At 71.7% G+C, this 18,792-nt stretch carries 18 protein-coding genes; 1 reads left to right on the forward strand and 17 read right to left on the reverse strand.

The annotated features are described in order from the left end of the window. Positions 1-40 precede the first annotated feature (40 nt). From asnB to ACFY1L_RS01255, 9 genes are all read right to left on the reverse strand, one after another. Entirely contained in the window at positions 41-1,867 is a 1,827-nt protein-coding gene (asnB, locus tag ACFY1L_RS01215; RefSeq protein ID WP_388816272.1) for an asparagine synthase (glutamine-hydrolyzing), read from the reverse strand. Then, complete coding sequence (locus ACFY1L_RS01220) at positions 1,795-2,673, reverse strand: ABC transporter ATP-binding protein (protein ID WP_388816275.1); 879 nt, start codon at positions 2,671-2,673, stop codon at positions 1,795-1,797. Before ACFY1L_RS01220 ends, asnB begins: the two co-directional genes overlap by 73 nt. Further along, positions 2,670-3,770, reverse strand: a complete 1,101-nt coding sequence (locus ACFY1L_RS01225) for a FecCD family ABC transporter permease (RefSeq protein WP_388816277.1) — start codon at positions 3,768-3,770, stop codon at positions 2,670-2,672. Before ACFY1L_RS01225 ends, ACFY1L_RS01220 begins: the two co-directional genes overlap by 4 nt. Positions 3,771-3,772: 2 nt before the next feature. Next, positions 3,773-4,843 carry an ABC transporter substrate-binding protein gene (locus ACFY1L_RS01230; RefSeq protein ID WP_388816280.1) on the reverse strand — a complete coding sequence of 357 codons (1,071 nt, stop codon included), beginning with the start codon at positions 4,841-4,843 and terminating at the stop codon, positions 3,773-3,775. Positions 4,844-5,018: 175 nt separating this feature from the next. Next, entirely contained in the window at positions 5,019-5,669 is a 651-nt protein-coding gene (locus ACFY1L_RS01235; RefSeq protein ID WP_388816283.1) for a sigma-70 family RNA polymerase sigma factor, read from the reverse strand. Positions 5,670-5,797: 128 nt separating this feature from the next. Then, positions 5,798-6,481 (reverse strand): hypothetical protein, encoded by a 684-nt coding sequence (locus ACFY1L_RS01240; RefSeq protein ID WP_388816286.1) that lies wholly within the window; start codon positions 6,479-6,481, stop codon positions 5,798-5,800. 140 nt (positions 6,482-6,621) lie between these two features. Further along, positions 6,622-7,143 carry a copper chaperone PCu(A)C gene (locus ACFY1L_RS01245; protein ID WP_388816289.1) on the reverse strand — a complete coding sequence of 174 codons (522 nt, stop codon included), beginning with the start codon at positions 7,141-7,143 and terminating at the stop codon, positions 6,622-6,624. Then, on the reverse strand, positions 7,140-9,404 hold the full coding sequence (locus ACFY1L_RS01250; protein WP_388816292.1) for a heavy metal translocating P-type ATPase: 2,265 nt from the start codon (positions 9,402-9,404) through the stop codon (positions 7,140-7,142). Before ACFY1L_RS01250 ends, ACFY1L_RS01245 begins: the two co-directional genes overlap by 4 nt. After that, positions 9,401-9,649: a hypothetical protein gene (locus tag ACFY1L_RS01255; protein WP_388816295.1), complete on the reverse strand. Its 249-nt coding sequence runs from the start codon at positions 9,647-9,649 to the stop codon at positions 9,401-9,403. Before ACFY1L_RS01255 ends, ACFY1L_RS01250 begins: the two co-directional genes overlap by 4 nt. Before the next feature lie 386 nt (positions 9,650-10,035). On the opposite strand from ACFY1L_RS01255, the gene ACFY1L_RS01260 reads away from it, so the two are divergent. Further along, entirely contained in the window at positions 10,036-10,251 is a 216-nt protein-coding gene (locus ACFY1L_RS01260) for a hypothetical protein (RefSeq protein WP_388816297.1), read from the forward strand. An 18-nt stretch (positions 10,252-10,269) separates the two neighbouring features. On the opposite strand, the gene ACFY1L_RS01265 is transcribed toward ACFY1L_RS01260, so the two are convergent. The 8 genes from ACFY1L_RS01265 to ACFY1L_RS01300 are packed head-to-tail and all read right to left on the reverse strand — an operon-like array spanning position 10,270 to position 18,792. Continuing rightward, positions 10,270-11,553 (reverse strand): NAD(P)/FAD-dependent oxidoreductase, encoded by a 1,284-nt coding sequence (locus tag ACFY1L_RS01265; RefSeq protein WP_388816300.1) that lies wholly within the window; start codon positions 11,551-11,553, stop codon positions 10,270-10,272. Between the two features lie 15 nt (positions 11,554-11,568). Further along, positions 11,569-12,234 (reverse strand): haloacid dehalogenase type II, encoded by a 666-nt coding sequence (locus ACFY1L_RS01270; protein WP_388816303.1) that lies wholly within the window; start codon positions 12,232-12,234, stop codon positions 11,569-11,571. A 26-nt stretch (positions 12,235-12,260) separates the two neighbouring features. Continuing rightward, positions 12,261-13,193: an aldo/keto reductase gene (locus ACFY1L_RS01275; RefSeq protein WP_388816306.1), complete on the reverse strand. Its 933-nt coding sequence runs from the start codon at positions 13,191-13,193 to the stop codon at positions 12,261-12,263. After that, on the reverse strand, positions 13,190-14,644 hold the full coding sequence (locus ACFY1L_RS01280; RefSeq protein ID WP_388816309.1) for an aldehyde dehydrogenase family protein: 1,455 nt from the start codon (positions 14,642-14,644) through the stop codon (positions 13,190-13,192). The genes ACFY1L_RS01275 and ACFY1L_RS01280 overlap by 4 nt, the downstream gene beginning before the upstream one ends. Continuing rightward, the gene (locus ACFY1L_RS01285; RefSeq protein WP_388816312.1) at positions 14,641-15,594 is read right to left on the reverse strand and encodes a succinylglutamate desuccinylase/aspartoacylase family protein; all 954 of its coding nucleotides are present in this window, start codon (positions 15,592-15,594) and stop codon (positions 14,641-14,643) included. The genes ACFY1L_RS01280 and ACFY1L_RS01285 overlap by 4 nt, the downstream gene beginning before the upstream one ends. A 26-nt stretch (positions 15,595-15,620) precedes the next feature. Beyond that, on the reverse strand, positions 15,621-17,012 hold the full coding sequence (locus ACFY1L_RS01290; protein ID WP_388816315.1) for an aminotransferase class III-fold pyridoxal phosphate-dependent enzyme: 1,392 nt from the start codon (positions 17,010-17,012) through the stop codon (positions 15,621-15,623). Then, positions 17,009-17,875 (reverse strand): ABC transporter permease, encoded by an 867-nt coding sequence (locus ACFY1L_RS01295; protein ID WP_388816318.1) that lies wholly within the window; start codon positions 17,873-17,875, stop codon positions 17,009-17,011. The genes ACFY1L_RS01290 and ACFY1L_RS01295 overlap by 4 nt, the downstream gene beginning before the upstream one ends. Continuing rightward, complete coding sequence (locus ACFY1L_RS01300; RefSeq protein ID WP_388818851.1) at positions 17,872-18,792, reverse strand: ABC transporter permease; 921 nt, start codon at positions 18,790-18,792, stop codon at positions 17,872-17,874. Before ACFY1L_RS01300 ends, ACFY1L_RS01295 begins: the two co-directional genes overlap by 4 nt.

Consider the following 18,792-nt stretch of genomic DNA (forward strand, 5'->3'; position numbering starts at 1 on the left):
CGGCGTCGACCGGGGGTTCCTGGATGGTCAAGGTGGCTCCTTACAGGGCGAGTTCGGGCTTGTAGTGGTCGAGCCACAGGGCGAGGTCGACGACGCGTTCCAGCCGCAGCCGGTGGCCCCACTGCAGCCGGTCGGGCGGGGTGTCGAGGCAGGGCTTGATGCGGGTCTCATCGGCGAGGGCGCGGACCTGGTCGGCGGCCAGTGCTTCGCGGGCCAGGTTCTGCAGGCCGCGGTTGTAGTCGGGGTGGTGGGTGACCGGGTAGTGGTTCTTGGGGCGGTGCAGGACCGACTCCGGCGCCAGGCCCCTGCCTGCTGCGCGCAGCAGACTCTTCTCGCGGTCGTCGAAGCTCTTCAGCGCCCAGGGCGCGGCGAAGGCGTACTCGACGAGACGGTGGTCGCAGTAGGGGACGCGCACCTCCAGGCCCTGGGCCATGCTCAACCGGTCCTTGCGGTGCAGGAGTTGGCGCAGCCAGCGGGTCAGGGACAGGTGCTGCATCTCGCGCCGGCGGTGCTCGGCGGGTGTCTCGCCGTCGAGGTGCCGTACGGCGGCCAGGGCGCTTGCGTAGGTGTCGTCGCGGAACTCGCCGATGCGCAGGTCGAGTTCGGGGTTGAGGGGCATCGCGGCCTCGTCTCCGGTCACCAGCAGCCAGGGGAAGGTGTCCGCGGCCAGCGCCCCCGGGTTGTGGAACCAGGGGTAGCCGCCGAAGACCTCGTCCGCCGCCTCCCCGGACAGGGCGACGGTCGAGTGCCGTCGTATCTCCCCGAACAGCAGGTACAGCGAGGTGTCCATGTCGCCGACCCCGATCGGCGAGTCCCGGGCGACGACGACCGCCTTGCGGTGCTCGGGGTCGAGCAGGGCGCACGGGTCGAGGACGACGGTGCTGTGGTCGGTGCCGATGAAGGCACCCGCCTCGATGGCGTACGGGGTGTCGTGGCCCGTACGCAGGACGTCTCCCTTGAAGCGCGACGCCTGGTCGCTGTAGTCGACGGCGTAGGAGCGGATACGGGCGTCCGGGCCCTCGCGCAGCCGGAGTTCGTCGGCGAGCAGGGCGGTCAGGACGGTGGAGTCGATGCCGCCGGACAGCAGGCTGCACAGCGGGACGTCGGCCTCCAACTGGCTGCGGGCGGCGGTGCCGACGAGATCGCGGACGCGCTCGACGGTCGTGTCCCGGTCGTCCTCGAAAGGTCGCGCTTCGAGCTGCCAGTATCGGCGCTCGTGGAGGCCGGCCCGGTCCAGGACGAGCAGTCCGCCGGGCTCGACCTCCCGCACCCCGGACCACACCGTCGGCCCGGTGTTGAACAGCAGGCTGTACGCCTCCCGCAGCCCGTCCGCGTCGACGCGGGGCCGTATCTCCGGGTGGGCGAACAGCGCCTTGGGCTCGGAGGCGAAGGCCAGTCCGCCGTCGACGGCCGCCCAGAACAGCGGTTTGACGCCGAGCCGGTCGCGCACGAGCAGCAGCCGCTGGGCGCGCTCGTCCCAGACGGCGAAGGCGAACATGCCGTCCAGGTGGTCGGCGAGGTCGTCGTCCCACTCGGCATACGCGCACAGGAGCACCTCGGTGTCGCTGCGGGTGCGGAACTCGTGCCCCAACTGCCTCAGTTGAGCGCGCAGTTCGTGGTGGTTGTAGACCTCGCCGCTGTAACTGAGCACGACGGTGGGCTCGTCGGTCCGGTCGGTCATCGGCTGCACGCCGCCGGCCAGGTCGAGGACGGCCAGCCGGCGATGGCCGATCGCGGCGCGCTCGCCGAGCCAGATGCCGCCGGCGTCGGGGCCGCGTGGCGTGAGGGTGGCGGTCATCGCCTCGATGACCGGGGCCCGGGTGCGGGCGTCGTGGTGGAAGGACGCCCAGCCGGTGATGCCGCACATGCGGGTGACTCCTGGGTCAGTGGTGGGCGGTGAAGGTCTGTTGCCCGGTGGTCGAAGGCGATCAGAGGGTCCCCGGTGAGGGGGTGGTCGGTCACGGCCGCCCGTACGCCGAACACCTCGGCCATCAGGGCGGGCGTGAGCACTTCGCGCGGTGGGCCCGAAGCGACCACGGCGCCCTCGTGCAACACGTGCAGCCGGTCGCAGACGGAGGCCGCCGCGTTGAGGTCGTGCAGGGACACGAGGGTCGTACGGCGGCGGGTGCGCAGCAGGGCGAGGAGTTCGACCTGGTGGCGGATGTCGAGGTGGTTGGTGGGTTCGTCCAGGACCAGGACGTCCGGGTTCTGGGCGAACGCCCGCGCCAGCAGGACGCGTTGGCGTTCGCCGCCGGACAGGGCCGTGAACCGGCGCCCGGCCTGGCCGTCCATGCCGACGTCGGCGAGGGCCCGGGCGACGATCTCCCGGTCGGTGGCGTCCTCCCCCGCGAAGGCCCGCTTGTACGGAGTGCGGCCCATGGCGACGACCTCGCGCACGGTCAGCTCGAAGTCGCCGCCCCGCTCCTGCGGCAGCGCCGCCACGTGCCTGGCCGACCGGACCGGCGCCATCTCCCGGAGGTCGGTGCCGGCGAGCAGCACCCGTCCCGCGACGGGCCTGAGATGCCGGTAGACGGTGCGCAGGAGCGTGGACTTGCCGCTGCCGTTCGGCCCGACCAGCCCGGTGATCTCCCCCTCGGCCGCGACCAGTTGGGCGCCGGCCACGACCGTACGGCCGGCGTACGCGACGTGCAGGTCCTCGATGTCGATCCTCAACTGCCGCTCCCCAGGCGCCGGTCCAGCAGATACAGCAGGGCCGGGGCGCCGACGAGCGAGGTGACCACGCCGACCGGCAGCTCCTGCGTGTCCATCGCGGTACGGCAGACGATGTCGACCACCACCAGCAGTACGGCGCCGAAGAGCGCCGAGACGGGCAGCAGTCGGCGGTGGTCAGCGCCGACGACCAGGCGGCAGACGTGCGGCACCATCAGCGCGACGAAGGCGATCGCACCGGAGACGGCGACGAGGACGCCGGTCAGCACGCTGGTCACCGTGAACAGTTCGCGGCGCAGCCGGGTGACGTCGATGCCGAGTCCGGCGGCCGTCTCGTCGCCCATGAGCAGGGCGTTGAGCCCGCGGGCGCGCGCCTGCAGCCACAGCAGGGAGAGCGGGACCGCCGCCGCGGGGACCGCGAGCATCGGCCAACTCGCCCCGCTCAGGCTGCCCATGAGCCAGAACAGCACGCTGTGCGTCTGCTGCTCGTCGCCGGCCTGCAGCACGAGGTAGCTGGTGAACCCGGACAGGAACTGGCCGATGGCGACCCCGGCCAGCACCAGCCGCAGCGGTGCGAATCCGCCGCCGCGCCGGGCCACCGCCCACACCAGTGCGAAGGTGGCCAGCGCCCCGGCGAAGGCCGCCCCCGACAGTCCCAGTCCCAGCGCCCCGCCCGCGCCGAGGCCGAGCACGATCGCGGCGACCGCGCCGAGCGAGGCGCCGTTGGAGATGCCCAGCAGATAGGGGTCGGCGAGCGGGTTGCGCACCAGCGCCTGCACGGCCGTACCGACGAGACCGAGTCCGGCACCGACGAGTGCCGCCAACAGGGCGCGGGGGACGCGCAGTTGCCACACGATGAGGTCGTCCGTGCCCGGCCGCGGTGCCTCGCCGGCGAGCCTGCGTGCCACCACGGCCCACACCTCGCCGGGCGGGATGGAGGTCGAGCCCCAGGAGACGGCGGCCGTCAGCGCCGCGAGCAGCGCCACGGCCAGGGCCGCCGCCAGCGGCACCGCGGGCAGGGCGCGTGCGTGCGCGGCTGCGTCTGCGTCTTCGTCGGTGTCCGGCGTTCTGCGGCGGGCCGCGGACAGGGTGGAGGGCACGGTCAGCCGACCTTGCCCGGGTAGAGGTTCTTCGCGATCGTCTCGACGGTGTCGGCGTTCTCGACGCCGGCGATGGTGGTCCGCTCCGAACCGATGCGCAGGAAGTGGCCTGCCTCGACCGCCTTCAGGCCCTTGGTCGCCGCATTGGACCTCAGCCACCTCTCGGCCTCGTCGAAGGCCTTCTGGTTCGCCGCCCGGCTGCCGCGGTTGCGGACGCCGAGCTGGATCCAGTCCGGGTTCTTGGCGATGACGTCCTCCCAGCCGACCTGCTTGTAGTCGCCGTCGCAGTCGGCGAAGGCGTTGCGGGCGCCGGCCAGAGTGATCACGGCGTTGGCGACCTGGCGGTTGCAGACGACGGTGGGCTGCTTCGTCCCGGCGTCGTAGTCGAAGAAGAAGTACGTCGGCCGCGAGCTCTCCGCGGTGCCGCCGACCGCCTTCTGCACGGCGTCCGTCTTCTCCTTCATGGCGGCGACGAGTTGCCCGGCCTTCGCACTCGTGCCGGTGACCGCGCCGAGGGAGGTGATGTCGGCCTCCACGGCGGACAGGTCGGTGACCGGGCTCTTGCTCTGCGCCGCGCACGCGGTGGACTTCAGGTAGATGTGGTCGATCCCGGCCGCCTTGAACTCCTCCGCGGTCGGCGCGTCCCCCATGCCACCGCCGCCCATACTCCCCATCGAGGCAAAGGTGTCGATGTACAGGTCGGCGCCGGAGCCGAGCAGCTTCTCCTTCGGGATCACGCTCCGGCCGAGCACCTTCACCTTCTGCGCCTTCGCGTCGAGCGTGCCGGGCAGTGTGCCCTTGCCGGGCGGGAAGCCGGTGCCGATCACCTTGTCGCCGGCGCCGAGGCGGAGCAACAGTTCCAGGCTGGAGGCGTTACTGGTGACGATCTTCCTGGGGGCGGTGGAGAGGGTGGTCCTGACTCCCGCGCAATCGGTGACCGTGAGTGGGAAGTCCCCCGAGACGGCCTTCCCCGCGCTCTCGTCGGCCGTCTTTTTCTCCCCGCCGCCGCAGCCCGCCGCCAGCAGGCCGGCGAGCACGACGGCCGCCGTACCGCCCCACACACGAGAACGCATCGCAAGTCTCCAGGTTCCACTCGGTACGCGGGCGAACCTCCGTCGCCCGGTCCAGTAGTCGGGGCGAACACCCGGCGAGTTCCCACCGAGTTGGCGATGCGTGCAGCGGTCCCTGGGCACGGCGAGGGCGCCGGGCCGGCTTGTTGCGGCCGGCACCGGCGCCCTCGTGCCGCGCTCAGGCCACCAGTACGGCCGGCGCGTCGTCCCGCACTGCCGGGGAGGTGCCGTCCTCGTCCAGGAGATCCATCAGGGTCGCCCGGGCGCGGGCCACCCGGGAACGGACCGTGCCGACCGGGCAGTCGCTCACCTCGGCCGCCTCCGCGTAGGGCAGGCCGACCAGTTGCGTGAGGATGAACGCCTCCCGGCGCTCGTCCGGCAGCGAGGCCAGCAGGTCCAGCAGGGCGACTCCGTCGTCGAAGCCGGGCAGGTGCTGCGGCTGGGCCAGTTCGATCGCCAGCTGCCAGTCCGCCACGTCGCACAGACGGGGCCGGGCGGCGGCGTACCGATAGCTGTCGATCACCGCCCGGCGGGCGATGGACAGCAGCCATGCGCGGGCCGAGGAGCGGCCCTCGAACCGGTGCAGGCTGCCGAGCGCGCGCAGGAACGTGTCCTGCGCCAGGTCGTCGACCGCCTGGGGGTCGGCGCAGAGGTGGGCGACGTACCGCAGGACGTCGCGGTGCAGAGCGCGCACGAAGTGCTCGACGGCGTCCGCGTCACCGCTGCGGGCGGCCAGCGCCCAAGCGGTGATCGACTCGTCGAGCGCCGCCGACGCGTCTGATTTTTCAAGCAGGGCGGAGGTGATCACCTGGTGTCCTTCTCGGGTCATCCGTGATCCGGACCGCGGCACGCGGGCGTGCGGAGGTCCGGTGAGTGGGGTGACGGCCCTACGGCGCTTGCGCGGGCGTACGGCCGAGTCCCGAGGCGCCTACGGGCAGCCTCGGGAAACCAGCTGTCTCAGACGACAGCCGTCCCCAGAGGTGGCCCCCGAGAGGTGATCGCGTGGACGAGGAGGAGCAGGCGCGGCGCCCGTTCCGAGCGGCGCCGGCGCACGTGCAGGCGCGGGCGGTGCGGCGGGACCGGCAGGGCGAGCAGCAGCCTCAGCGGCGCCGCCAGCCACCCGGCCACGGCCCGCAGGATGCGGAACGCGGCCCGCTCGCCGTACGCCAGCCACAGCCCGCACAGCAGCGCGGCCAGCAGGTGGGCGGCGAGCATGCCGAACGACGAGCCGCCGGCGGACTGGCCCATACCCTCCATGGCCCCCATGTGAGCCATGTGGCTCATGTCCATGTGCCCCATGGACATCGAGCCCATTGAGTTCATGGAGTCCATGTCCGCGGAGCCCATGTTCATCGGGCCCATGTCCACGGCGTCGGCGCCGTTGGCCGACGACTGGGCGAGCGAGAACGCCGAGTGCAGGCCCGTCTGAGCGGCGACCACGACGGTCACGATCAGCGGGAGGCCGCGTTCGCGGCCCGCGAGGCACCAGCCCGCGATGCCCGTCGCGGCCGCGCCCGCGGCCAGGGCCCATGCGGGTACGTCGCTGCCGGACATCATGACGTGGCCCAGGGCGGCGAGCAGCACGCAGACGGCCGCGAACACCGCGGCCCGTATCGTGCGAGAACACCACCCTGCTGTCATGGCGACTCATCCTCGCATCCGGCACCCGGTCGTCATGCAGGAGTACGGATATCGGTCCCGCTCCGCACTCAATTCACAGGTTGTGATCCAGACCACGGCGATGTGCCGGAACTCGTGGGCGACCCGATCCGACGTCTGGATCAGGAGGGGCCGTCGCTCGGGCGGACCACCACCGCGATGGTCTTGACCGCACCGCTGCGCTCGAAGTGCAGCGTGAACGGTACGAGGTCGCCCGCGCTCCACCGCGACTCGGCCCGCAGGGTCACGTCCAGGCCCTTCGGTGACATGGCCAGTTCGCGGCCCGCGGGGAGGGCGGTGGAGGCCACCTCGGCCTTGTAGGCGGTCCCGCCGTCCGCCATGCGGTGGCGGCTGAGGGCGATCTCCCCGCCCGTGGCGGAGGACGTCACCCTGACCAGCCGGTCGTCCGAGCCGCCGAGATTGGTGAGGTCGAAGAACGCGGCGGTGTCCGTGTTGTTGCCGTACGGCAGGAGGACCCGGCCGTTGGAGACGGCGATCCGGGCCGGGCTGCCCGCCTTCCCGGCGCCGGTCCAGGTCGTCAGACCGCCCAGGGCGATGCTGCACACGGTCACGGGCGCGAGGGCGGCGAGGAGGGTGTCGGTGAGGCGGCGCCGGGTCGGGCGCCAGAGGGACTGCCGGGTCATCGGGCACCCCTCCGGGCGGCGGCGGGCGAGTGCTGCCAGGCGCGCAGCCGCAGGCTGTTGGCGACCACCAGGAGCGAGCTCACCGACATCGCCGCGGCGGCGAGCATCGGGTTGAGCAGGCCGACCATGGCGAGCGGCAGGGTCACGGCGTTGTAGCCGAAGGCCCACACGAGGTTGGTGCGGATCGTGCCGAGCGTGCGCCGGGCCAGTCGTACGGCATCCGCCAAGGCTTCGATGTCACCGCGTACGAGGGTCACGTCGGCGGCCCCGATGGCGACGTCGGTGCCGCTGCCCATGGCGATGCCGAGGTCGGCGCCGGCCAGCGCGGCGGCGTCGTTCACGCCGTCGCCGATGACCGCGACCCGGCAGCCCTGCTCCTGGAGTTCCTTGACGAGGGTCGCCTTGTCCTCGGGGGTGCAGCGGGCGTGCACCTCGTCGATGCCCAGGTCCCGGGCGACGGCCCGGGCGGGCGCCTCGCGGTCCCCGGTGGCGAGCACGGGCCGCACGCCGAGGCGCCGCAACCGGTCCACCGCCCGGTAACTGCCGGACCGTACGACGTCCCCCACCTCGATCAGCGCCTCGGCCGCCCCGTCGACGCGCACCAGCACGGCGGTGTGCGCGGCGGCCTCCGCGACCGGCAGCGCATCCGCCAGCCCGGTCGGCAACTCGCCGTCCGGCGCGAGGACTTCGACCAGCCGCCCCTCGACACGGCCCCGCACTCCCTGCCCGGGCAGCGCGGTGAACCCGGCGACCTCCGGCAACGGCCGCTCGGGGACCACCCGCCGCGCGTGGGCGGTGATCGCCCGGCCCAGCGGGTGCTCCGAGCCCTGCTCGACGGCTCCCGCGAGCCGCAATACGGCGTCGCGACCGAGCCCGCCGGGCACGGCCGTGACCCTGGCGACGCTCATGTGCCCGGAGGTGAGCGTGCCGGTCTTGTCGAGTACGACGGTGTCCAGGTGCTGCAGCCCCTCCAGGGCCTGCGGGCCGCTGACGAGGACGCCGAGTTGGGCCCCGCGGCCGGTCGCGGCCATCAGCGCGGTCGGGGTCGCCAGCCCCAGCGCGCACGGGCAGGCCACGACCAGGACGGCCACGCACGCGGTGATCGCGGCCTGCGGCTCGGCCCCGGCGCCGAGCCAGAAGCCGAGGGTCGTGACGGCCAGCGCCAGCACGCACGGCACGAAGACGCCCGCCACCGAGTCGGCCAGCCGCTGTGCCTTCGCCTTCCCCGCCTGTGCCTCGGTCACCAGCCTGGTGATCCGGGCCAGTTGGGTGTCCGCTCCGATCGCGGTGGCCCGTACGAGCAGCAGCCCGCCGGCGTTGACGGCGCCACCGACCACCGCGGATCCCGGCCCGACCTCGACCGGCTCGCTCTCCCCGGTCACCAGGGAAAGGTCCACGGCCGAACTGCCCTCCACCACCTGCCCGTCGGTGGCGACCCGTTCCCCGGGACGCACGACGAAGATCTGCCCGGCCTTCAACTCCTCGATGGGAAGCAGCCGTTCGCCGCCGTCCTCGCGCACCGCGACCTCCTTGGCGGCGAGTTGGGCGAGCGACCGCAGCGCGGCTCCCGTCCCGCGCCGGGCCCGCGCCTCCAGGAACCGGCCCGCGAGCACGAACAGCGGGACTCCGACGGCCGCTTCGAGATAGATGTGCGCGATGCCGTCCGAGGCCGAGGGCACAAGGCTGAAGGGCATCCGCATGCCCGGATCACCGGCACCCCCGAGGAACAGCGCATACGCCGACCAGGAGAAGGACGCCACCACGCCCAGCGACACCAGCGTGTCCATGGTCGCCGCCGAATGCCGCAGCCCGCGCAGCGCCCGCACATGGAACGGCCACGCGCCCCACACGGCGACCGGCGCGGCCAGCACGAAGCACAGCCACTGCCAGTTGCGGAACTGCCAGGCCGGGATCATCGACAGGACGAGGACGGGCACCGCGAGCAGCGCGGTGCCCAGCAGCCGGTCGCGCTCCTGCCGGGCGTCCTCGCAGTCGCCGTCCGCCTCCTCGCGCCGCTCCTTCCTCGGCGGCTCGGGGAGGGCGGCCGTGTAACCGGCCTTCTCCACCGTCGCTACGAGTTCGTCGGCGCCGATGTGCGGAGGATGGCTCACGCGGGCCCGTCCGGTGGCCAGATTGACGGTCGCCGTGACCCCCTCCAGCTTGCCGAGCTTCTTCTCGACGCGCTTCACGCAGGCCGCGCAGGTCATACCGCCGACGGTGAGATCGGTCGTCACCAGGGCGGTCACCGACTCGGTACTCATCGGTTGCCTCCCCCGTGCCCGGCTCCCATGTCCTCCATGTCGTTCATGCCTCCACCGCCGCCATCGCCGGGGGCCGTTCCGGTGCCGTGCATGCCGGGGGCGACGGGTCCTGCGACCGCCCCGACGGCGTACGACACCGCGAACATCAGGGCCAGCAGCAGAAGGAAGCCGCAGAGCGCGGGCGGGGGTACCAGCTTCCGCAGGGCCGCGCCCGCGGCGGAGGAAGAAGGTCGGGACTCAATCACCGGGTCTCCAGATCGCGTCGCACGGCGTCGGTCGGATCGAGCCGTACCGCATCAGGAGTCGGACCGGGCGGGGGCCGAGTTCCGGAGGGGGTATGTGGCGCGCGTCACATACCAGGCAGGCCGCCCCGCCCTATGAGTCGGACGCGCGTCTCCCCCTCATACGTCGGAGGTGATCACCGCTGGGTTCCCGGCCCTGCCGGTGCAATCGAAGCAACGGAAGCGGCCGAGGGAGCAGGGGCGCGCACCGCCCGCCGGTCGCGCCCCCACACATCCCGAGGGCGCGCGTCCACCGCGTACACGCCGGGTAATTCTCTGACAGTCCCCCGCGACCGCGCCGGTTTCCGACACCGGTATGCGGCAGCCCACGCCCACGGAGGTGCATTGTCATGACCGACATCAGCGGACTGGAGCCGGTGGCCACGTTCTGCGGAGAATGCGACTGCGGTTGTCCTCAGCTGTTCGTCGACCCGGGCGCCCCGGCCGAGCGCCGGATCGTCCTGACCGACGACTTCGGCCAGCGCGTGCAGATGAGCGCCGACCAGTTCTCCTCACTCGTCGACGACGCCAAGAACGGCAAGCTGGACGGCATCGCCCTGCCCTGACCGCCGGTGCCGGATGCCTCAGCGCAGCCGGTCCTTGGCCCTGTAGTAGGCGCCGCCGAACGGCAGGAACCAGGCGGTGCCGTTGTAGAAGGGGACCGGGACCTTGGGGAAGCCGAGGCCGCGCAGGGGGTTGGCCTCCGGGTGGCCGTCCATCATCTCGGCGACCGCCCGGCCCATGTAGGTGGCCATCTGGACGCCGTGTCCGCAGTAACCCATGGAGTAGTACAGGCCGTTCGCCTCGCCCGCGTGCGGGATACGGTCCCAGGAGAAGCCCACGCTGCCGCCCCACACGTAGTCGATCCGTACGTCGGCCAACTGCGGGAAGATCTCCGCCATTTCGTCCTTCAGTACGGCTCCGCTCTTCAGGTCGGAGGCCGGGGTGGAGGGGGCGAAGCGGGCCCGGCCGCCGAAGGCGAGGCGGTGGTCGGGGGTGAGGCGGATGTAGTGGCCGATGTTCTTGGAGTCCACCACCAGGCGGGCGTTGGGAATCAGCTGCCGCGCCCGCTCCTCCCCCAGCGGTTCGGTGACGACGATGAAGCTGCCGACGTTGATCAGCCGCTTGCGGAACCAGGGCAGCGCCTTGTCGGTGTAGGCGTCGGTGGCGGCCATGACCTGCGCCGCGCGGATGGTGCCGTGCAGGGTCTCGACCTGGAAGCCGCCGCCGGACAGCCGGGTGAGGCCGGTGGCCGCATTGCGCTCGTGAATCTCCGCGCCGGCGCGCTCGGCGGCCGCGGCGAGACCGTGGACGTACTTGCCCACATGGATGCTCGCGCTGAGCGGGTCGAGCAGAGCGCCGTGGTAGTAGTCGGAGCCGAGTTCGCCGCGCAGCTCGCTGCGGCTCAAGAGCTTGGTCTCGTGGTCGAAGTTCTCGGCCAGGTCGCGCTGGGTGGCCCGCATGGACTCGAAGTGCTGTGGCTTGTACGCCACTCCGAGGCGCCCGGCACGGTTGAAGTCGCAGTCGATCTGCTCCTTCTGCGTCAACTCCTCGACGACGTCGACCGCTTCGCGGAAGGCACCGTACAACTCCCGGGCGCGCTGCTGCCCGTAGCGCCTGCGGGCCTCGCCGACGCCGATGGTGATGCCCTGGGTGCACATGCTGCCATTGCGGCCCGAGGCGCCGGAGCCGACCTTGTCCTTCTCGACGAGGACGACGCGAGCGCCCTTGCGGGCGGCGTGGTAGGCGGTGGACAGGCCGGTCAGCCCACCGCCGATCACGACCACGTCGGCCGACTCAGGCAGTTCCCGGCCCGAACGGTCGGGCAGGGGCGGGGCGGTGTCCAGCCAGTAGGGGATCTGCTTCATGGCGCGGGCTCCTGATCAGCAGCCGAGGAGGGCGGGCAGGCCGGAGAGGTCGGGCAGTTCGTCGTAGGGCTGGTACGCAGTGCTGCCGCGGCGGCCGTAGCGGTTGATCCACACCCGACGCCTGAGGCCGAGGTCGCGGGTGGGGATGATGTCGTACTCCCAGCCCTGGGCGGTGTGGATCACCTGGGACGGGTCGACGCCGATGGTCTTGTACGCGTGCTCGAAGGTCTGCCGGTCCGGCTTGTACGCCCCCGCCTGCTGGGCCGTGATGACGTGGTCGAACTCGACGCCGATGTTGGCGATGTTCCGCGCGATGAGCTCGTCGTCGGTGTTGGAGATGATGGCGATCTCGTAGCGGGACTTCAACGCCCGCAGGGCGTCCGGGACTTCGGGGAAGGGCCCGAAGGTCGGGACGGCCTCGACGAGGGCGTCGCCGTCGGACTCGCGGTACTCCAGGCCGTGCAGGCGCATCGCCGTCTTCAGGCTGGAGTGCAGGACTTCGTGGTACGGCCGGTACGGCTCGAGCACGGCCTGGAAGCGGATGACGCGGAAGTCGTCGAGGAACTCGTCGACGTCCAGGCCGTCCAGGTCGAGCCGGTCGGCGAGGACCTTCAGGGTGGTCGGGCCGAGCTGGAAGTCGACGAGGGTGCCGTAGGCGTCGAAGGTGACGATCTCTCGCATGAGGTTCAGCCTCGATTCAGGGGGATTCAGACGATTTTCTGGCCGGGGGCGACAACGGCGTCGAGTGCCGCAAGGTCGGTCGCGTCGGGGATCCAGCCGACCGCGGCCGCGTTGGCGATGACCTGTTCGGGGGTCATGGCGCCGCAGATGACGGAGCCCACGGCGGGGAGGGCGGCGAGTGCACCGACGGCCACCTGGAGGAGCGTGAGTTCACGTTCGGCGCCGTACGCGGTGAGGGCCTCCACTCGGTCGAGGGCCGCCTCTGTGAGCCAGCCCTGCCGCCAGGAGAGGCGGCTGCCCGGCGGAGGTGGCTCGCCGCGCCGGTACTTGCCGCTGAGCAGGCCGTTGGCCAGCGGGTAGTACGGCAGGAGGCCGACGCCGTTGCGCAGACAGGCGGGGATCAGGTCGGTCTCGGCGCTGCGGTCGAGGAGGTGGTGGCGGGCCTGGGTGGAGACGAAGGCGTCGGTCACTTGGTCGGCGGGGAGGTTGGAGCAGCCGAGGTGGCGGATCTTGCCCTCGGCGACGAGTTCGTGAAGAGCGGCGACCGTCTCGTCGAGCGGGGTGACGCCGTCCGGCTCGTGGTACTGGTACAGGTCGATCCGGTCGGTGCCGAGGCGGCGGAGGGAGGCCTCGACGGCGTAGCGGATGTAACGGCGGGAACCGCGCGGGCCGTATCTCTCCTCGCCCATCTCCATACCGAACTTGGTCGCGAGGACGACATCGTCCCGGTGGCCCTTGAGGGCGGCACCGAGCAACCGTTCGCCGTCGCCGCGCGAGCCGCCCCGGTCGCCGGACCCTCCGTACATGTCGGCCGTGTCGTACAAGGTGATTCCGACGTCAAGAGCCGCGCGCACAACGGCCTTCGTCACCCTCTCGTCGAGACGGGAGCCGAAGTTGTTGCCGCCGAGGCCGACCACCGAGACGGTCGGTCCGCGTTCGCCCAGCCTGCGATACCTCATGAACCGTTTCCGAAGCCGATGCAGACGTTCTTGGTCTGCGTGTAACTCGCCAGCGCCTCAAGGCCCTTCTCCCGGCCCCAGCCGCTGTGTTTGTAGCCGCCGAAGGGGAGCTCGATGCCGGTGCCGACGCCGGTGGCGTTGACGTAGACCTGGCCGGCGCGGATGCCCTCGGCCATGCGGAGCGCCTTGTCGATGTCCCGGGTCCAGACGTACGAAGCGAGGCCGTACGGGGTGTCGTTGGCGATCCGCAGAGCTTCCTCCGCGTCGTCGAAGTCGATGACCGTGACGACCGGGCCGAAGATCTCCTCGCGGGCGCAACGGGCCTGGTTCGTCAGGCCGGTCAGCACGGTCGGCTCGATGTAGTAGCCGTCGGCGAGTGCGGGGTCGGCGGGGGCGCCGCCGCCGGTGCGGACGACTGCGCCCTCCTCGCGGGCCAGGTCCAAGTAGCCCTGTACACGCTCGCGTTGGCGGGCGGCGACCAGCGGGCCGACGTCCGGATCGTCCGGGCCGGGGCCCAGCCGCAGCGAGGCGGCGTGCGCGACCAGCTTGTCGAGGAACTCCCCGGCGCCGCGCTGGAGCAGGATCCGGGTGCCGGCCGAGCAGGTCTGTCCTGCGTTGCCGAAGGCGGAGCCCGCGACCGCGCCGAGGGCCAGGTCGAAGTCCGCGTCGGCGAAGACCACGACCGGTGACTTGCCGCCCAACTCCACGACGGAGGGCACCACGTTGGCCGCGGCGGCCTGTGCGACCTTGATGCCGGTCGGCACGGAGCCCGTGAAGGTGACCTGGTCGATGCCGGGGTGCCCGGCGAGGGCGGCGCCCGTCTCGCCGTCGCCGGGCAGGACGTTCAACACCCCGGCCGGCAGACCGCATTCGAGGGCGATACGGCCGATCTCCAGCGGGGTGAGGGGAGCTTCCGGAGACGGCTTCAGTACGACGGTGCAGCCTGCGGCCAGCGCAGGCGCGGAGCCTCTCGCGGTGTTCTGGAGCGGGTAGTTGAAGGGGATGATCTGGCCGGAGACGCCGATGGGCTCGCGGACGGTGTAGTCGATCAGGCTGGGGCCGAGGGGGATCGTGGAGCCGCCGAGCTTGTCGGCGACGCCCGCGTAGAACTCGTAGTAGCGGGCTGCCGCTTCGACGTCCGCCCTCGCCTGGCTGAGCGGCTTGCCCACGTCGCGGCACTCCAGATGGGCCAGGTGCTCACCCTCGGCGCGGATGGCCTGGGCGATGCGGTTCAGCAGCCGACCGCGGTCGGCGGCGCGCATCCGGGCCCACTCGGGTGCGGTGAAGGCCGATCGGGCGGCCGCGATCGCCTGGTCCACGTCGGCCGCACCGGCGAGGGCCACCTGGGTGAGCACCGCTCCGTTCGACGGGTCGAGGACGGTGAAGGTGCGGCCGTCGGCGGCGGGGACCTGCTTGCCGTCGATGAACAGCAGCCGGGTGTCGTCACTCACGGCCGTATCTCCCCCTCCACCGCGCCGAAGATGACGACCTCGTCGCCGGGGTGGACGGTGCGGATCCGGCGCACCCAGAGCACGATGCCGTCCTGCGGGGCGCGGACCTCCTCGAGGGTGTTGCCGTAGTGGTCGACGACGTGGCCGATCAGGTCGCCCTGCTTGCAGTTCTCCCCCGGCTCGGCGTGCCCGACGAAGAAGCCGCCGGCCGTGGAGCGGGCGAAGGTTCCGGTGACCGCCGTGTAGGAGTCGCGCAGTTCGGGTGCGCCGTCGGTCATGCCGAGCTGCCGCATGATGTTGCGGACGGAGTTGATGTGCAGCTCGACGGTCGACTCGCGGTAGGTGCCGCCGCCCGCTTCGATGGTGATCGCGGGCTTGCCCGCGGCGAGCGTGGGGTGACGGACGGTTCCTCCCCACTTGCCGCCCTTCCAGACCAGCTGGTGTCCGGCGGCCAGGCCGATGTCCGTGGCCAGGTCCTCGTAGCCGCCCTGGACGATGACCAGCGGGGCGATCTCGCCGAAGGTGCCGCCGGTGTGCAGGTCGACGAGGACGTCGATGGCGGGGACGACCTGCTCGACGAAGGTGGCGGCCAGGCGCAGCGAGTAGGAGCCCTCCGGGTCGCCGGGGAAGATGCGGTTGAGGTTGAGATGGTCGAGGCCGCTGCTGCGGGCGGCCGCCTCGAAGGCCGGGGTGTTCATGCAGGGGATGCCGACGAGGGTGCCGCGCAGTGTGGTGGGGTCGGTCTCGGCGAGGACGCGGCGGACGGCCTCCTGTCCGTCGTACTCGTCGCCGTGCACGCCCGCGTCCACGCACAGCACCGGGCCGGGCCGACTGCCGTTGACGACGATCAGCGGTATGCCGAGCTGGACGCCGTAGGTGCTGGTGCCGACGGGGATGAGGCCCTGGGCGCGCTCGCCGGGGGCGACGGTCAACGGGCCGATGGAGTACATCAGTTGCTGCCTTTCGGATGCGGGGGTCACAGGCGGGCGGAGGCCTCGTCGAGGGTGTCCGCGATGATGTCGGCGATACGGTCGAGGAGTTCGCGGTCGCTGATCAGCGGGGGCGCGATCTGGACCAGCGGGGCGGCGCGGTTGTAGACGCGGGCGAGCAGCCCGGCCTCGCGCAGGCGGCGCGGGATCAGGTCCGCGACGAGGGCGGCGCGGGCGGTGTCGCTGAAGGCGCCGCCGTCGAGGTCGCCGACGAGTTCGCAGGCGTAGAAGAAGCCGGCGCCGCGGACGTCCCCGACGATCGGAAGGGACGTCAGCGATGCCATGCGGGTGGCGAGGTGGTCCTGGAGGGCGCGGACGTTGTCGAGGATGCGGTCGCGTTCCATGATGTCGAGGCTGCGCAGGGCGATGGCCGCGCTGAGCGGGTGGCCGGCGAAGGTGTAGCCGTGGTTGAGGACGGCGCCGGGCCGGTTGAGGACCTCGGTGACCGCGCTGCCGACCAGCGTGGCGCCCATGGGGGCGTAGCCGGCGGTGATGCCCTTGGCGACGGTGACGATGTCGGGGCGGGCGCCGTAGCGGTCGCCGCCGAACCACTCCCCCAGCCGGCCGAAGGCGGTGATGACCTCGTCGGCGACGAGCAGGAAGCCGTGGCGGTCGGCGAGTGCCCGCAGCCCTTCCCAGTAGCCCTCGGGCGGGGTGATGCAGCCGCCGCGGTTCTGCACCGGCTCGGCGATCAGCATGGCGATCGTCTCCGGGCCCTCGGCGAGGATCGCCGCCTCCAACTCGCCCAGCAGATGGACGGTGAAGGCCGTGTCGTCCGCCAACTCGCCCGGCAGACCGAAGCGGTTGGTGTTCGACACGAATCGGGTCTCGATCGCGGGCGGGCCGTACGGCTCCTTCAGGCCGGGGTCGTCGGTGAGCGAGAGGGCGCCGACCGTGAGGCCGTGGTAGGCGCCGCGTCGGGCGATCGCCTTGGTGCGGCCCGGCTCGCCGCGCAGCGCGTGGTAGCGGCGGGCGATCTTCCAGGCGGTCTCGACGGCTTCGGCGCCGCCGCCGGAGAAGAAGGTGTGCTCGATGTCGACGGGCGCGATCCGGGAGAGCCGCTCGGCGAGTTCGATGGCGCTCGGGTGCGCGGAGGAGGACCACAGCGGGCTGAAGCACAGTTCGCGCAGCTGGCGGTCGGCGGCCTCGGCGAACTCGGCGGCGTAGGAGTAGCCGAGCTGGCAGCAGTACAGGCCGGAGAGGCCGTCGATGTGGCGTCTGCCGTCCGCGTCCTCGACGTACGGGCCCTCCCCGCGCCGTACGACGAAGAGGTTCTGGCCCTCGGCGCCGAGCGAGCCGTTGGGGGTCATGTTCAGCAGCAGGTGCCGGGCCGCGGAGGCGGAGAGTTCGCCGGACGGGGTGCGGGTGCTCGTGGTCATGGGGTCTCGCTTCCGACGGGCAGGCCCACGGCGGTCTCCGTCGGCAGCAGGCCGTCCTGCCGGCCGGCGCCGCCGAGCCGGCGCACGACGCCGACCAGGGCGAGGGCCACGACGGCCACCGCGATGAGCAGCGCGCTGACGGCCGTCACGGACGGATCGACGTCGTACTGAAGGACGTTGAACACCTGGACCGGCAGGGTCACGGTGTCGACGGAGGACAGGAACTGGGAGATGAAGAACTCGTCGAAGCTGGTGATGAACGAGAAGACAGCGGCGGCGACCAGTCCGGGCATGGCCAGCGGGAAGGTGATGCGCCGGGCGACGGTCAGCCTGCCCGCGCCCATGCTGGCGGCCGCGTCCTCGAGGCGTTCGTCGATGCCCTTGAGGGTGGCCATGAGGATCATCACGGCGATGGGCGAGGCCAGCACGGTGTGGCCGAGGGCGATGGCGATCGGGCTGCCCAGCATCGCGGCCGGTTCGAAGAGGAGGAACAGGCCGAGGGCGATGACGACTTGGGGGATGACGAGCGGGGCGAGGACCAGGCCGTAGACGGCCGAGCGCAACGGGAGTTCGCTGCGGACCAGGGCCGTGGCCGCGGTCATGCCGAGGATGAGCGAGAAGACGGTCGTCATGGCGGCGACCAGGGCGCTCAGCGACAGAGCGGCCGGCCATTTGCTTCCGTCGGCGAACAACTGCTTGTACCAGCCGAGGGTCCATGACTCGGGCGGGAACGAGCCGAAGGCGTCGTTGCCGAAGGAGGTGACGACGATGAGGACGATCGGCAGGGCCAGGAACAGCAGGACGAGCGTGGAGAAGACGGCCAGCGAGATGCGTCCGGCGAGCGTCGAGCGGAGACCGATCACGAGGTGGCACCCCGCTTCCGGTACGCCTCGCCCGCCGTCTTCAGCAGCCTGAGGAGCATCAGGCCCGCGAAGGTGAGCAGGAGCAGGATGATGCCGAGGGCGGAGGCGCCGTTCCACTGGTTCTGCTTCATGACCTGCTCGTCGATGAGCGAGGCCACCATGGTCTGCTTCGGGCCGCCCATGAGGGCCGGGGTGAGGTAGTAGCCGAGGCAGAGGATGAAGCACAGCACCCCGGCGTTGACCAGACCGGGAGCCACCAGCGGCAGATAGACCCGGCGGAAGATGGTCACCCGTCCCGCGCCCATGCCGGCCGCCGCGGCGAGCAGCCGCCGGTCGACTCCGCGCATGACGGCGTAGAGCAGCAGCACGGTGTACGGCAGCATCACGGAGGTGGTGCCGATGACGACGCCGACCTCGTTGTAGAGCAACTGGAAGGGTGCGCCCGGGAAGTGAAGGTCCGTCAGGACGTTGTTCACGACGCCGTGTTCACCGAGCAGGATGATCCAGCCGTAGGTGCGCACGAGCGCGCTGATGAAGTGCGGGACGATCACGACCAGCATCACCAGCCCCGCCCACAGGGGCTTCAGCCGGGTCACGGCGGAGGCCAGTACGAAGCCGACGACCAGGCTGAGCAGGGAGGTCTCGGCGGAGATCCGCAGGGTGGTGAGCAGGATCTCCCAGTTGGCGCCCTGGAACGCGTCGGCGTACCAGTGCAGTGTCCAGCCGCCCTTCTCGCCCTTGAGGCTGAGCAGGAGGGTGCTGAAGATCGGGTAGACGAAGAGGATCAGCAGATAGAGGACGACCGGGGTGGCGTTCAACAGGCCGAAGCGGGTGCGGCGTTCGGAGAGGGCGCGGCGCAGTCGGCTCACCGGTGGGGGTGCGACGGCGGGCGCCGGTTTCGTGGTGAGAACGGCCAT

It is taken from the genome of Streptomyces sp. NPDC001663 (assembly GCF_042893105.1).
GTDB lineage: Bacteria > Actinomycetota > Actinomycetes > Streptomycetales > Streptomycetaceae > Streptomyces.